Here is a 12,919-nt window from a genome sequence, read left to right on the forward strand (position 1 = left end):
GCGGCGATGAGATCGGGGTGACCGTAGAGACCGGCGTACTGCGGGACGGTGCTCTCGGTGGCGGTCAGCCGGCCCTGCCGGTCGGCGCCGGCGCCCCCTGACCGGCCCGGCCCGCACCTCCCCGGCCCGGCCTGTCGTCATGCGCCGGCCAGGAGGAGAGCGAAGTCGCCGGCCGGGTCGGTGTGTTCGCGCAGCGGGGTGAAGCCGGCCGTCTCCAGCTCATCGCGCAGCCCTTCGAGGCGGAACTTGGCGCTGATCTCCGTGCGCATCTCCTCCCCTTCGGCGAAGTCCACCGTCAGGCCGAGCCCGCCGACCCGGGCCCGCATGGCGCGCGTGGCCCGCAGCCGCATCTCGATCCAGTCGTGCTCCTCGTCGTAACGGGCGACGTGCGCGAACGCCTCGGGCTCGAAGTCGGCGTCCAGCTCCCTGTTGATGACCCGCAGCACGTTCCTGTTGAACTCCGCCGTCACCCCGGCCGCGTCGTCGTACGCCGCCACCAGCCGCCCGGTGTCCTTGACCAGGTCGGCCCCGAGCAGGAACGTCTCCCCCGGCCGCAGCGTCTTCCTGAGCCCGGCGAGGAACGCGGCCCGCGCCCCCGGTTCGAGGTTGCCGATGGTGCCGCCGAGGAAGGCGACCATCCGCCGCCCGTCGCGGGGCAGCAGCGCCAGGTGCCGCTCGAAGTCGGCGCACACCGCCTGCACGGCCAGCCCGGGATAGCGCGCGGCCAGCCGCCTGGCGGCGCTCTCCAGGGTGACGGCGTCCACGTCCACCGGCGTGTAGCCGCGCAGCGTGCCGGCCGCGGCGAGCGCGTCGAGCAGCAGCACGGTCTTCTCGCTGGTGCCGGAGCCCAGCTCGACCAGCGTGTCGGCGCGGCCGGCCGCGGCGAGGTCCTTGGCCCGCGCCCGCAGGATCGTCAGCTCGCGGCGGGTCGGGTAGTACTCGGGCAACCGGGTGATCTCCGAGAACAGCTCGCTGCCCCTGGCGTCGTAGAACCACTTGGGCGGCAGCCACTTCGACGTGGCCGTCAGGCCGTTCCTGACGTCGGTCTCGAGCGCGTGGCGAAGATAGTCGCGGTCGAGGTGGTTGATCAGGCGGACGGTTGACTGGGTGGCGGGCACGAGGCCTCCTGAGGTGAGTTCACAACGGCTGGACCTGGACGTCGTCGCCTGACACGGTCAGCAGGACGCGGTCGGGCACGGCCCGCCAGCCCGGCGAGTCGTCGAGCGGCTCGCTGGCCACCAGCACGCCGTCGTGGAGCCGGTGATGGAACAGGGTGTCGCCCCAGACGGTCGCGGCGATGGACGCGCCGTCGCAGGCGAGCAGGTTGAGCCGGGCGGCGGGGTCCTTCTCCCCCGCCCGTACGACGACGTCGGCCAGCGCCTCGCCCAGCTCGGCCCCCGCCCTGCCGCGCTGGAACACGGCGGCGGCGAGCCAGGCGGCGTCGCAGGTGGACTCGGCGCCGTCGGCGAGGTCCTTGACCGCGTCGCGGCCGACCCGGCCGTTGTGGCTGAGCAGCCACCTGCGGTCGGCGAACGGCGCGGTGGCGCTCTCCTCGATCGGCATGCCCGCGGTGGCCGAGCGGACGGCCGCGAGCAGGCAGGTCGAGCGGGCGATCTCGGCGAGCGCGGTCAGGTTGGCGTCGGTCCACATGGGGACTGACCGCCGGTAACGGACGGGCTCGGCGCGGGCGGGGTCGTACCAGCCCATGCCGTAGCCGTCCGCGTTGATCGTGCCGTGCCGCTGCCGGCGCGGCGCGTACGACTGGGTGAGCAGCCCGTGCGGCGGCTGGTGGATGAGCGAGGTGAGCGGCCGTGCGGCGCCCAGCCAGGCGGCGTGCCTGCACACCTCAGGTCTCCGACCTGGCGCAGCGCAAGCCGGTGAAGATCTGCCGGCGGATCGGGTAGTCCCAGTTCCTGAACGTGGTCCGCACCGCCGCCGGGTCGGCCGCCCACGAGCCGCCGCGCAGCACCCGGTACTCCTCGCCGAAGAACACCTCGCTGTACTCCTTGTACGGAAAACTGCGGAACCCCGGGTAGCCGTTGAACCAGGACCCGGTCCACTCCCACACATCGCCCACCATCTGCTCCGCCCCGTACGCCGAGGCCCCGCCCGGGTAGGCGCCGAGCGGCGCGGGGTGGGAGGCGCGGTGGCCGAGGTTCGCGAGGGCGGGCGTGGGCTCGGTCTCGCCCCACGGGTAGCGGCGGGAGCGCCGCCGCTCCGGGTCCCAGCCGCAGGCCTTCTCCCACTCGGCCTCGGTGGGCAGCCGCTTGCCCGCCCAGCGGGCGTAGGCGTCGGCCTCGTACCAGCAGACGTGCTGGACGGGCTCGTCCATGGGCAGGGGCTCGGTGCGGCCGAAGCGGTCGCGGTACCAGGCGCCGCCGTCCCTGGTCCAGAAGAGCGGCCCGGTGGCGCCGCTGGTCCGCCGCCAGTGCCAGCCCTCGGGGGTCCACCAGCGGGGGTCGTCGTAGCCGCCGTCCTCGATGAAGTCGGCGTACGCGCCGTTGCCGACGGGCAGCCGGTCGATCCAGTAGCCGGGCAGGTCCACCCAGGTGGCGGGGCGCTCGTTGTCGTAGGCCCAGGGCAGCGTGTCGGTGCCCATGAGGAACGGCCCGGCCGGCACGTGCACCTCCTCGGGCCCGCCCGCGCGTCCCTTCGGCAGCTCGCCGTCCTGGACCAGCCCCGGCTGCCCCGACAGCTGCAGGGTGGCCAGCATCGTCTCGTCGTGCTGGTGCTCGTGCTGGATGACCAGGCCGAAGACGAAGCCGTCGCGGTTGAGCGGGCTGGGGTCGTCCAGGTCGATGGCGTCCAGCACGTCGAGCACGCGCCCGCGCACGCCCTCGATGTAGCGGCGGGCCTCGGCGGGGCCCAGGAAGGGCAGGCTCGGGCGGTCCTTGCGCGGGGTCTTGAACGCGTCGTAGATGTCGTCGATCTCGGGGCGCAGCGGCGTGATGCCGCCTGCGGCCCGCAGCACCCACAGCTCCTCGTAGTTGCCCACGTGCGCGAGGTCCCAGACGAGCGGCGACATCAGCGGGGAGTGCTGGCGGACGAGCAGGTCGTCGTCGGCCTCGGTGTAGGCGAGCGAGCGGTCGCGGACCGCGAGGAGTTGCGCGGCGATGCGTTCCTTGGCGTCGGTCATAGCAGTCCTTCGAGGGTCAGGTCGGCCGCCGGCGAGCGGCCGGTCGTCACGTGCCGGTCGGCGAACGCGGCCACCGCGCCGGCCAGGGCGGCGTCCGCGCCGAGCCGGGGCAGGGCCTCCAGCGCGGCCCTGAAGCAGGTCTCGGCGGCCCGGCCGATGCGCGGGTCCGCCAGCCCGCACCGCGCGGCCGCCTCCCACGCCGGCCGGTGCGGCTCCACGGCGGCCATCGCGGTGTCGGCGGCCCTGTCGTCGGTGACGAGCGCGTACGTCACCGCCGCGCACACCGGCCAGGCCGACGGGTGCTGCGCGTCGAGGTAGCGGATCTCCAGCCAGCCCCGGGGGCGCACCGGGGGGAAGACGGTGGTGGCGTGGTAGGCGAGGTCCTCGGCCGTGGGGCGGCGTGGGCCGCCGCCGTCCAGCCAGTCGCGGAACGTGGAGCCGTCGCGGATCGTGCGGTAGTGGCCGTCGTCCTCGCGTACCAGCATGAGGCGGGCGTCGAGCAGGTATTCCGCCCAGTCGGCCGCGGGGTCGCCGGTCCTGGGGACCGGTGCGGTCCTGCTGGGGTCGAGGTTGTCCCAGACCGCCTGGCGGCCGGACATCCAGCCGCAGGGCCTTCCGTCGCTCAGCGGCGAGTTGGCGAAGGCCGCGAGCAGCATCGGGCCGAGCGCGTGGGCACGCTCCCAGCGAGCGGCGGGGCGCTCCCCCAGGTCCAGGTTGACCTGGATGGAGGCGGTCGAGCACATCATCAGCGCCCCGTACGGGCGGCCGAGGAACTCCGCCATGGCGTCGTACCTGGGGAGCGTGAGCTGGCGGCGGGCCGGGCGCACCGGGTCGAGCCCGACCCCGGCCAGCGCCAGCCCTTCGGCGCCGAGGGCGTCGCGGACCGCCGCCACGTCGGCGGCCAGCGCGGTCAGCATCAGCGGGAGCGACCCCGCGGGCCCGGACAGCTCCAGCTGGCCGCCGGGTTCGAACGTCACCTTGCTCCCGCCCGGCAGCCGCGCCGGCAGGGCCCGCCCGACCCTGGACACCGGCACCTGCCCCGTGACGTCCGTACGGTCGAAGACCAGGAACTCGAGCTCCACGCCCACGCGGTCGCCCGCCGATGGACGGAAGCTGTTGCGCGCGAAGTCGGCCACCTCTGAGGCGTCCCGCAACGGTGCGCTCTCGGCCGTGACACCGATCATCGTCCTCCCCTCGCCGGTCAGTACGGAGCTACAGATCCGCGAGGCGCGAGAACGTTACGCACAAATCGGGGTGTAACGGATAAAGCGGGCCGAGAACTAGGTCACATGGGCATGAAGCGACGGCGAGGAGGAGGAACGCAGACGTGCGAGCACGTGCTCGCCTCGCTGACCGACTACTTGGAAGAGGCGCTCCCGCCGGCCCGGCGCCGCGCCGTGACGCGGCACCTGAACGCCTGCCCCGGCTGCGCGCGCCGGCTCGACCAGCTGCGCGCCACGATCGCCGCGCTCGGCTGCCTGCGCGCCGGCGCGCTCACCCCTGCCGTGCTCGCCGCCCTGCACGCGGGATTCGCCCGCGAGCGCGAACGAACCCCCGCTAGACGCCGCGGCGCTCGCGGAAGGCGACCATGAGACGGTCGCGGACCCCGGCCGACAGCTTCTCCGGCGGCTGGTCGCCGAGCGCCCTGATGGTGACGCGGAACTGCTCGAAGTAGCGCTCGCACCACTCGCACCCGGCCAGATGGGCCTTGATGCCGTCGCGGTCGAGCCGATCGAGGGCCCCGTCAAGGTAGGCAGTGAGGAGTTCCGCCAGCTCGTCGCAGGTGAACCGCTTCACGACGTGGACCGCCCTTGTCATTGAGATGAACCGCTTCACTTCATTGTCGCCGCTCTTCGCGCCAGATGGGACAGGCGACGTCATTCCGGTTGCTTGACCGCGTCGTAGTAGTCGGCCAGCCAGCCGCGTACGGCCGTGCGGGCGCGGTGCAGCAGCACCCGCTGGTTGGCCGCGGAGATCTCCAGAATCTCGCAGACCTCGTCGGAGGTGCACCCCTCGACGTCGCGCAACGTGATGACCACCCGCTGCCGCGGCGGCAGCCGCGCCAGGGCCTCCGCGATCAGCGTGCGCACCTCGGCGGCCAGTGCCTCGCCCTCGGGCGTCGGCCACCAGCCCGGGTCGCCCCAGCCGCCGGGCAGCGGCCCGGGCCCGAACGCCCCAGGCTCGTAGGGCTCGCCGTCGGCCCCGAACGTGCTCCACGGCAGCGTGCGGCTCTCCCGCACGCCGCGCTTCTTCGCGGTGTTGACGAGGATGCGGTAGACCCACGTCTTGATCGACGATCGCTGCTCGAACCCGTCGATGCCGTCGATGACGGCCAGCCACGTGTCCTGGACGACCTCCTCCGCCGAGTGGTCGGTGGACACATAGGACCTGGCGACCCGGAGCATGCCCCGTGACCAGGTGTCGAGCAGCACCGCGAACATCGCCTCGTCGCCGGCGCGCAGGGCCGTGACGACGACCTCGTCAGGTGGCAGCCCTCCGCCTGCGCATGACCCCACGATCGCTTCCCCTCCGGTCGGACGCCGGGACGCCCCGGACCCCCGTGCCGCCCCTCCGCGAAACGGCGCAGCCCAGGGTAGCCTCCCCCACTGACGTTTCCCCCGAGCGCCCGGCTCTAGCCCTACCGGTGCGTATCGTCGAGGAGAGTGGGGATAGGAGCGGTGAGCGGTGAGGAGAATCCCATGCGACGGCGGTCGGAGCGATTGCTCTACGCGGCCAACGGGGTCGGCCTCGGGGTCGCCGACGTCGAGCTGAGCGGTGGTGAGCGCGTCGAGCGGCCCTTCATCAGGACACCGCAGGCGGCCGGCGCGGTCGTCTTCCACGACGGGCGGGTGCTGCTGCTGTGGCGGCACAGCCCCATCACCGACACCCGCGGCTGGGAGATCCCGCTCGGCGACGTCGGCCCAGGCGAGGAGCCGGAGGAGGCGGCGGCCCGCCACGTCGAGGAACAGACGGGCTGGCGGCCCGGCCCGCTGGTGCCGCTGATCCGCACCAGGCCGGCCGGCGACGTCGCCGACTGCGAGCACGTCGTGTTCGCCGCCCACCAGGCCACCGAGCTGCCCGGCGGCCCGGAGAAGGGCGAGGACGACGAGGAGCGCGGGCGGGCCGAGTGGGTGCCGATGCTGCGCGTGCAGGGGCTCATCGAGGAGCAGGCCATCACCTCCGCCACCACCTCGGCGGCCCTGCTGCACCTCCTCGCCGACCTCCTCCAGGCCCGCGCCGCCCACTGACGCGGTCAGTGCCGTTCGGCCTCTTCGAGCGGATCGGGATCGAGCGGATCGGCGTCCCGCGGATCAGGCTCCTGGGCCGGCGGTCGCTCTCGCAACCGCTCGCGGCGGTTGGCGAGCAGGCTGGTCGCGGTGACCGTGGCCAGGACGCAGACGATGACGCCGAGCGAGAGCGGCGTCGGGATCTCCGGCACGCCGGGCCAGACGCCGTGCGCCCAGTGCAGGATCAGCTTGACCCCGATGAAGGCCAGGATGACGGCCAGCCCGTGGTTGAGGTGGCGCAGCTTGGCCAGCACGCCCTGCAGCACGAAGTACAGCGCGCGCAGGCCGAGCAGGGCGAACGCGTTGGTGGCGAACACCAGGAAAGGGTCGTCGGTGACGCCGTACACCGCGGGCACCGAGTCCACGGCGAAGACGATGTCCGTGGCCAGGATGGCGACCGCGGCCAGCGCGAGCGGGGTCAGCGCCGTGCGCCCCTTCTCCCGGACGACCAGGCGCGAGCCCCGGTAGTCGCCGGTGACGGGGACGAACCGGCGTACCAGCCGGACCGTGCGCATGGAGGAGATGTCCACCTCCTGCTGCTCCCCCGCCATCACGTCCTTGACGATCTTGCCGGCGGTCAGGATGAGGATCCCGCCGAACAGCAGGAACGCCCACGTGCCGCTCTGCAGCGCGGCGGCGCCGAGCCCGATGAAGATCGCCCGCAGGACGAGGGCTCCGACGATGCCGTACAGCAGCACCTGCCTGGCCAGTGCGGACGGCACCGCGAAGGCGGCCAGCAGCAGCATGAACACGAACAGGTTGTCGACCGACAGCGACTTCTCCACCACGAACCCGGTGAAGAACTCCACCGCCACGCCGCCCCCGTGGTCGGCCCACAGGTAAAAGCCGAAGAGCACGGGCAGCAGCAGGTAGAACACCGACCAGCCGGCCGCCGCGCGCACGCTCTCCTCACGCGGCCTGCGGGTCAGCAGGAGATCGAGCGCCAGCAGCAGCACCAATGCCGCCACCGTGATCGACCATAGGGCCGGTGAGGCGATGGTGCGCAGCTCGACGGCATGCGAGAACAACCCCGCGGACATGGGAAACCTCCCTCGAACGTACTTCTCCCGTTCGAGGTCTCCTTCACCCTGCGGGTGGCCGCCCGGGGACGCGCGGACGTCCGTACTGACCGGGCCGACTCTTGTGAAGTACTCCCCTCGCAGCGTTCAGCGTAGATGAGATCAGGACCTCGGGCCACCCCCGGCCCCGGTGCACTTGACGCGGCAAATGAACGACTTTTTAAATTCGTTCATGGGACGCATCCCCGGAGTGACCGCCGCCGAGACCCGTGAGCGCCTGCTGCGCGCCGCCGCCGACGCCTTCGCCGAGCGCGGCTACGACGGCACCCGTGTGGCCGACATCTCCGCCGCGGCCGGCGTGAGCAACGGCGCCCTGTACGCCCACTTCGGCTCGAAGGCCGACCTGATGGTGGCCGCGCTGCGCGCGCACGGGCGGCGCATGCTGGCCGGGCTGTTCGCCGCCGACCCCGACAGGTCCGCCACCGACCTGCTGCTCGCCCTGGGGCGCGGCCTGCCACGCCGCCGCGACGCGCAGGGCAACCTCATCGTGGAGGCGCTGGTCGCCGCCCGCAGGGACGACGACGTGGCCGCCTCGATGCGCGACTACCTCGGCGAGCGGGCGGGCTGGATCGCCGACCTCGTACGCGTGGCGCAGGCCGACGGCGAGATCGACCCCGGCGTCTCCGCCGACGCGTTCGCCCACTTCTGCACCCTGCTCGCGATGGGCAGCGCACTCGTCACCTCCGACCTGCATCCCGTGGACGACGAGGAGTGGACGGCGCTGCTCGTCCGCGTCATCGCCGCCCTCGCACCGACCGGCTCCACCGACCCGACACCACAGACGGAGGCCACCCCGTGAAACTGCACATCGACCCGGAGCGCTGCCAGGGCCACGGCCGCTGCTACGACCTCGCGCCCGAGCTGTTCGGCGAGGACGACGAGGGCTACGGCACGGTGCTCGGCGACGGCCTGGTGGCGCCCGGGCAGGAGCGGGCGGCCCGCCTGGCCGTCTCCAACTGTCCCGAGCACGCCATCGACACCGGCGAGGGATCCTGACGATGACCGTGGACGACCGCTTCACGGCGGAGCCGCAGGAGGCGTCCGCGGTGCCGGAGGGCACGCGGAGCGAGATCGTCACCGGCCCGGTCTCCGACTGGGCGACCGACTTCTCCCACCTGGAGCCCGAGTGGGCGGCCGACCCGTACCCGATCCTGGACGACCTGCGCGAGCGCTGCCCGATCGCCCGCACGGAGCGGTTCGGCGGCGGCTGGCTGCCGACGCGTTACGCGGACGTGGCCGCCGTCGCGTACGACACCGAGCGGTTCTCCTCGCGCGCGATCATCATGGGCAACGTCCGGCCGCCGCGCGAGCTGGCCCCGATGGGCGACTCGCCGCCGATCTCGTCCGACCCGCCGTTCCACCACCACGCGAGGAAGCTGCTGCTGCCGGCGTTCACCAAGTCGGCGGTGGCCCGGCGGGAGGCCGCGACGCGCGCCTACTGCCACGCGCTCGTGGACACCCTGGAGGGCCTGCCGGTCGTGGACGCGGCCCGCGACTACGCCCAGCACATCCCGGTCCGGGTGATCGCCGACATGCTGGGCTTCCCGCCCGAGGACGGGCCCCGGTTCCGGCGCTTCATCGAGAACGTGCTCGAAGGCGTCAACGAGCCGGCCGAGGAGCGTACGGCGGCCCTGGACGAGCTGTACGACTACCTGCTCGACCAGATCCGCGACCACGTCGGCCACCCGCGCGACGACCTGACCACCTACCTGGTGAACGCCGAGCTGGGCGGGCACAAGCTGGAGGCCGCGCACGTCGCCGGCACGATGGCGCTGCTGCTCATCGCGGGCATCGACACCACGTGGAGCGCCATCGGCGCGTCGCTGTGGCACCTCGCGAGGACGCCGGCCGACCGCGAGCGGCTGGTCGCCGAGCCCGAGCTGCTGCCGGCCGCGATGGAGGAGCTCCTGCGGGCGTACGCGCCGGTCACCATGGCCAGGCTGGTCAAGGAGGACATGACCTGGAACGGCGTGCGCATGCGGGCCGACGACTGGGTGCTGCTGTCGTTCCCCTCGGGCAACCGCGACCCGGCCCAGTTCGAGCGGGCCGGCGAGGTGGTCATCGACCGCGAGGTGAACCGGCACGCCGCCTTCGGCCTCGGCATCCACCGCTGCGTCGGCTCCCACCTGGCCCGCATGGAGCTGCGGGTCGCGCTGGAGGTGTGGCTGGCCCGCGTCCCGTCGTTCGAACTGGCCGACCCGGCAGCGGTGACGTGGTCCACCGGCCAGGTGCGCGGCCCCCGCACCCTCCCGCTCCGGCTCACCGCCTGAACCCGCGCCCCTGTCGGGCGACCCGCTGGATGACCCATGTGAAAGCTTTCCGGCACATCGGGCAATCAGGGGTGACCGCCTTGTCAACGTGGACGGAGAGCAGTGCGTGACCCCATCACGAAGGCCGGCGAGGCCGCTCGCATGAACGTTCCCACCCAACTGGGACTGGACCTGGAGCGGATCTTCGACGCGCACTTCGCCGAGATCCACCGCTACATCGCTCAGCGGCTTTCCAGAGATGACGCCGACGACCTGGCGGGCGAGGTCTTTCTCGTCGCTGCCGGAGGGGGATATGACTCCTCGCGCGGCGAAGTCAGACCTTGGCTGTACGGCATCGCCACCAAGCTCATCTCGAGACACCGCCGTAGCGAGATCCGCAGATGGAGAGCGCTCAGCCGGGTATCAGAACGCGAGGCGCAGAACCACGAGGACACGACGCTCGCGCGTGTCACGGCCGGCAGCCTCACTGGCAGGCTCGCGGGGGCGCTTGCCCGTCTGAACAGCGGCGACCGGGACGTGGTGCTGCTGGTGGCGCTGGGCGATTTGACCCACCGAGAAATCGCAGCCGCTCTGAACATCCCTTATGGCACCGTCGCATCCCGGCTCAACCGGGCACGCAAGCAGCTTCGCAAGGCACTGGGCGACGTCAACCCGCTGAAGGAGGCGCACGATGGATGAGATCACGCTGCTCGCCCAGGTGATCCCTGATGAACCGCCGCCTTCGGCCGAGACCGTGGCCAGAGCCCGTGCGCGGCTGACCGCCGGCCGGGCTGCGGCACGTCAGCCCCGCTCGCGCCGGCGATGGGGCTGGGGCTGGACGGCGGGCGCCGCCGTCGTCACCGCGGCGGTCGTCATGACCGTGGTCATGCTGGTGTCGAACCTGATCGGCGTTCCCGAAGCCGTGCCGCTGGCCCAGCCCACGACCCCGCCGGCCTTCGAAGATCCACCACGCGCCTACAAGGGGCTGAACCGTCTGTCGGCCGCGATAGCGCCGCGGTCGGCGACGAAAGAGCGCCTCCGCTTCCGTCCCACGAGCGAGAACATCAAGATCGTGATTTTCTGCGAGAAGCCGGGCTCGATCTTCTTCACTCATGAGGGAACGAGCAGCGCCAGCGGCATATGTGGCCCGGACGGCGGGCTCAGCATGCTCGCGGACAAGGCGCACGAGCCGGGTTGGCTCGGCCGCGATCACGAAATAAACATCTGGGTCTTCCCTCCGGACGCCCCCGTCGTGCGCGGACGCGCTTCGTGCCCATCCAAGGATGCCTGCAAGGGGAAGTACGACCTTTCATACCCGAAGACAGCCGACCGGCTGGCCGCCGAACTCGGCAAGCGTCCCGGGGCCTGGTCGATCGCGGCGTACGACGTCCCGGCCGCGCCGACGGTTTCATCCGTGGATTAAGGCGATCGGCCGAGCACGCCGGACTGAGCCGCCGCACCCCGGCAGCCGCGACCTTGCCTCGCATCTTTCGTCGACAATGCTCTAGCCGACAGTGCGCGCGGTCGCGGCCGTGGAGGCGCGGGCCATCAGGTCGGGCTGGAAGATGACCTGGCGGTGCTCGTGCTCGCCCGGCCGGTTGGCCTCCTCCAGCAGCAGCATGGCGGCCGTGCGGCCGATCTGCTCGCGCGGCTGGCGGACGGACGACAGCGGCACGGCGGCCGCCGCCGCGAAGTCGATGTCGTCGTAGCCGATGATCGCCAGGTCGTCGGGGACCTTCAGTCCGCGCAGCGTCATCTCCTGCAGCACGCCGATCGCGACCAGGTCGTTGGCGCAGAACACCGCCGTGGGCCGGTCGGCGGGCGGCCGGGCGGCGATCTCCTGGCCGACCGTGCGGCCGGTGGCGACCGTCAGGTCGGGCAGCGGGATCTCGGTGAGCGTGTCGCCGGGGCCGAGCGCGGCGGCCAGCCCGTCGCGCCGCTCCCGCACCTGGCGGACGGTGAACGGGCCGCCGGCGAAGGCGATGTGACGATGGCCGGCCGCGCGTAAGTGGTTGCCCGCCAGGCGCCCGCCGAGCACGTCGTCCACGGCGACGGAGCAGCCGTGGCTGTGGCCGGCCGAGCTGTCGAAGCGCACCACGGGGATGCCGCGCGCGACGAGCCTGCCCAGCCGCTCCTCCTCGCCGCTGTCGTTGACCGGCGTGATCAGCACGCCGAGCGGCCGCTGCTCCTCGAACGTGTCGAGCAGCCCCGCCTCCCTGGAGGCGTCCTTGTTGCTGTTGAACACCATGACCGTGAGGTCGGACTGCTGGGCCGCGGTCTCGACGCCGCGCAGGACGTCGATGAAGAACGGGTTGCCGAGGTCGAGCGCGACCACGCCGATGGTGCGGCTGCGGCCGGCGCGGAGCTGGCGGGCCGAGCCGTTGCGGACGTAGCCGAGCCGCTCGATGGCCGCCTGCACCCGGCGCCTGGTGTCGGGGGCGACCAGGTCGGGCCGGTTGAGCACGTTGCTCACGGTGCCTACGGACACCCCGGCGAGCCGGGCGACCTCTTTGATGCTCGACATCGTTCCTCGTGTCCCGTGAGCGGCGCGACCTGAACCGCGACCTGAACGACGTGTCCGGGCCGGTGCGGATCGTTCCAGGTCGCGGGCCCGTCGTCGGTGCGATCATAGCGCAGCACCTCGGAACGGCCCCTGGGTCGTTCGTCCCCGCTTGACCACGATCATCTTTCGTGCCTAGATCGAGAAACCCGTTCGTCCCCCCCACCCCCGGAGGACCCTCATGGCACGAACGCGTACGCCATGCTGAGCGAGCGGCCCGGTCCTGCCGGTGCGCGGCGGCGGCGGGTGCTGGGCGTCTCGGCGTTGCTGGCGGGCGTGCTGCAGCTGGCGGTGGCCGGAGTGCTGATCGGCGTCCCGGGCAGCTCGCCGACGCTCGATCCGCTGACGTTCCCGTACGAGGAGGACGCGCGCGGCCGGCGCCCGCTGTCCGCCCTCAGCCCCCGCCCGATCGCCACCCCGGCCATTGACTCCAGCGGCGACCCCAGCGACAGCCAGAGCGACGGCCGGAGCGGCGCCCCGACGAGCGCCCCTACCGGCAGCCCGACCGGCAGGCGCAGGCGTTGCTGTCGGCCGAGGTGTCGCAGCGGCAGCTCGGCGAGGTGACGGCGGTGCTGCGCCGGGCGCTGGCTCGCTGACGGTGGCTCGCT

General features: G+C 72.5%; 16 protein-coding genes. 7 read left to right on the forward strand and 9 right to left on the reverse strand.

Annotation, left to right across the window (positions count from 1 at the left end; translation table 11 throughout):
- Positions 1 to 137 precede the first annotated feature (137 nt).
- Genes egtD through egtA form a run of 4 tightly spaced genes read right to left on the reverse strand, consistent with a single transcriptional unit; the run spans position 138 to position 4,320 of the window.
- Positions 138 to 1,091 carry an L-histidine N(alpha)-methyltransferase gene (gene egtD / locus ABZW11_RS45465; RefSeq protein WP_355432587.1) on the reverse strand — a complete coding sequence of 318 codons (954 nt, stop codon included), beginning with the start codon at positions 1,089 to 1,091 and terminating at the stop codon, positions 138 to 140.
- 46 nt (positions 1,092 to 1,137) lie between these two features.
- The gene (gene egtC / locus ABZW11_RS45470; RefSeq protein WP_355432545.1) at positions 1,138 to 1,845 is read right to left on the reverse strand and encodes an ergothioneine biosynthesis protein EgtC; all 708 of its coding nucleotides are present in this window, start codon (positions 1,843 to 1,845) and stop codon (positions 1,138 to 1,140) included.
- A 1-nt stretch (position 1,846) separates the two neighbouring features.
- Complete coding sequence (egtB, locus tag ABZW11_RS45475) at positions 1,847 to 3,136, reverse strand: ergothioneine biosynthesis protein EgtB (protein WP_355432548.1); 1,290 nt, start codon at positions 3,134 to 3,136, stop codon at positions 1,847 to 1,849.
- Entirely contained in the window at positions 3,133 to 4,320 is a 1,188-nt protein-coding gene (gene egtA, locus ABZW11_RS45480; RefSeq protein WP_355432550.1) for an ergothioneine biosynthesis glutamate--cysteine ligase EgtA, read from the reverse strand. Before egtA ends, egtB begins: the two co-directional genes overlap by 4 nt.
- Before the next feature lie 111 nt (positions 4,321 to 4,431).
- On the opposite strand from egtA, the gene ABZW11_RS45485 reads away from it, so the two are divergent.
- Positions 4,432 to 4,728, forward strand: coding sequence for a zf-HC2 domain-containing protein (locus ABZW11_RS45485; RefSeq protein ID WP_355432553.1), 297 nt, complete (start codon positions 4,432 to 4,434; stop codon positions 4,726 to 4,728).
- On the opposite strand, the gene ABZW11_RS45490 is transcribed toward ABZW11_RS45485, so the two are convergent.
- On the reverse strand, positions 4,694 to 4,954 hold the full coding sequence (locus ABZW11_RS45490) for a zf-HC2 domain-containing protein (RefSeq protein WP_355432555.1): 261 nt from the start codon (positions 4,952 to 4,954) through the stop codon (positions 4,694 to 4,696). The two genes, ABZW11_RS45485 and ABZW11_RS45490, sit on opposite strands and share 35 nt — an antisense overlap.
- A 59-nt stretch (positions 4,955 to 5,013) precedes the next feature.
- Positions 5,014 to 5,652 carry a sigma-70 family RNA polymerase sigma factor gene (locus ABZW11_RS45495; protein WP_355432558.1) on the reverse strand — a complete coding sequence of 213 codons (639 nt, stop codon included), beginning with the start codon at positions 5,650 to 5,652 and terminating at the stop codon, positions 5,014 to 5,016.
- A gap of 183 nt (positions 5,653 to 5,835) precedes the next feature.
- Here ABZW11_RS45495 and ABZW11_RS45500 point away from each other — a divergent pair, with 183 nt between their 5' ends.
- Positions 5,836 to 6,384: an NUDIX domain-containing protein gene (locus tag ABZW11_RS45500; RefSeq protein ID WP_355432561.1), complete on the forward strand. Its 549-nt coding sequence runs from the start codon at positions 5,836 to 5,838 to the stop codon at positions 6,382 to 6,384.
- A gap of 5 nt (positions 6,385 to 6,389) precedes the next feature.
- Here ABZW11_RS45500 and ABZW11_RS45505 read toward each other — a convergent pair whose 3' ends face one another.
- Positions 6,390 to 7,463, reverse strand: a complete 1,074-nt coding sequence (locus ABZW11_RS45505; protein ID WP_355432564.1) for a TerC/Alx family metal homeostasis membrane protein — start codon at positions 7,461 to 7,463, stop codon at positions 6,390 to 6,392.
- A gap of 211 nt (positions 7,464 to 7,674) precedes the next feature.
- Between ABZW11_RS45505 and ABZW11_RS45510 the strand changes: the two genes are divergently transcribed.
- From ABZW11_RS45510 to ABZW11_RS45530, 5 genes are all read left to right on the forward strand, one after another.
- Positions 7,675 to 8,301 (forward strand): TetR/AcrR family transcriptional regulator, encoded by a 627-nt coding sequence (locus tag ABZW11_RS45510; RefSeq protein WP_355432567.1) that lies wholly within the window; start codon positions 7,675 to 7,677, stop codon positions 8,299 to 8,301.
- Positions 8,298 to 8,498, forward strand: a complete 201-nt coding sequence (locus tag ABZW11_RS45515) for a ferredoxin (protein ID WP_355432570.1) — start codon at positions 8,298 to 8,300, stop codon at positions 8,496 to 8,498. The genes ABZW11_RS45510 and ABZW11_RS45515 overlap by 4 nt, the downstream gene beginning before the upstream one ends.
- Before the next feature lie 2 nt (positions 8,499 to 8,500).
- Positions 8,501 to 9,772 (forward strand): cytochrome P450, encoded by a 1,272-nt coding sequence (locus ABZW11_RS45520; RefSeq protein ID WP_355432572.1) that lies wholly within the window; start codon positions 8,501 to 8,503, stop codon positions 9,770 to 9,772.
- 102 nt (positions 9,773 to 9,874) lie between these two features.
- The gene (locus tag ABZW11_RS45525; protein WP_355432575.1) at positions 9,875 to 10,450 is read left to right on the forward strand and encodes an RNA polymerase sigma factor; all 576 of its coding nucleotides are present in this window, start codon (positions 9,875 to 9,877) and stop codon (positions 10,448 to 10,450) included.
- Complete coding sequence (locus ABZW11_RS45530) at positions 10,443 to 11,174, forward strand: hypothetical protein (protein WP_355432578.1); 732 nt, start codon at positions 10,443 to 10,445, stop codon at positions 11,172 to 11,174. The genes ABZW11_RS45525 and ABZW11_RS45530 overlap by 8 nt, the downstream gene beginning before the upstream one ends.
- An 81-nt stretch (positions 11,175 to 11,255) precedes the next feature.
- Here ABZW11_RS45530 and ABZW11_RS45535 read toward each other — a convergent pair whose 3' ends face one another.
- Together ABZW11_RS45535 and ABZW11_RS45540 are read right to left on the reverse strand one after the other, a co-directional pair.
- A complete protein-coding gene (locus ABZW11_RS45535) occupies positions 11,256 to 12,275 on the reverse strand; it encodes a LacI family DNA-binding transcriptional regulator (RefSeq protein ID WP_355432581.1) in 1,020 nt (339 codons plus the stop codon).
- A gap of 215 nt (positions 12,276 to 12,490) precedes the next feature.
- A partial coding sequence (locus ABZW11_RS45540; protein ID WP_355432584.1) for a hypothetical protein occupies positions 12,491 to 12,919 on the reverse strand: 429 nt, incomplete at its 5' end.

This window comes from Nonomuraea sp. NPDC004580 (assembly GCF_040609855.1).
Lineage (GTDB): Bacteria > Actinomycetota > Actinomycetes > Streptosporangiales > Streptosporangiaceae > Nonomuraea > Nonomuraea salmonea.

Bases quoted from the DNA above. Each gene is read 5' to 3' on its own strand.
- ABZW11_RS45490 (WP_355432555.1), bottom strand. From the start codon at position 4,954: ATGACAAGGGCGGTCCACGTCGTGAAGCGGTTCACCTGCGACGAGCTG.
- egtA (WP_355432550.1), bottom strand. From the start codon at position 4,320: ATGATCGGTGTCACGGCCGAGAGCGCACCGTTGCGGGACGCCTCAGAG.
- ABZW11_RS45535 (WP_355432581.1), bottom strand. From the start codon at position 12,275: ATGTCGAGCATCAAAGAGGTCGCCCGGCTCGCCGGGGTGTCCGTAGGC.
- ABZW11_RS45510 (WP_355432567.1), top strand. From the start codon at position 7,675: ATGGGACGCATCCCCGGAGTGACCGCCGCCGAGACCCGTGAGCGCCTG.
- ABZW11_RS45520 (WP_355432572.1), top strand. From the start codon at position 8,501: ATGACCGTGGACGACCGCTTCACGGCGGAGCCGCAGGAGGCGTCCGCG.
- egtB (WP_355432548.1), bottom strand. From the start codon at position 3,136: ATGACCGACGCCAAGGAACGCATCGCCGCGCAACTCCTCGCGGTCCGC.
- ABZW11_RS45485 (WP_355432553.1), top strand. From the start codon at position 4,432: ATGAAGCGACGGCGAGGAGGAGGAACGCAGACGTGCGAGCACGTGCTC.
- ABZW11_RS45505 (WP_355432564.1), bottom strand. From the start codon at position 7,463: ATGTCCGCGGGGTTGTTCTCGCATGCCGTCGAGCTGCGCACCATCGCC.
- ABZW11_RS45500 (WP_355432561.1), top strand. From the start codon at position 5,836: ATGCGACGGCGGTCGGAGCGATTGCTCTACGCGGCCAACGGGGTCGGC.
- ABZW11_RS45530 (WP_355432578.1), top strand. From the start codon at position 10,443: ATGGATGAGATCACGCTGCTCGCCCAGGTGATCCCTGATGAACCGCCG.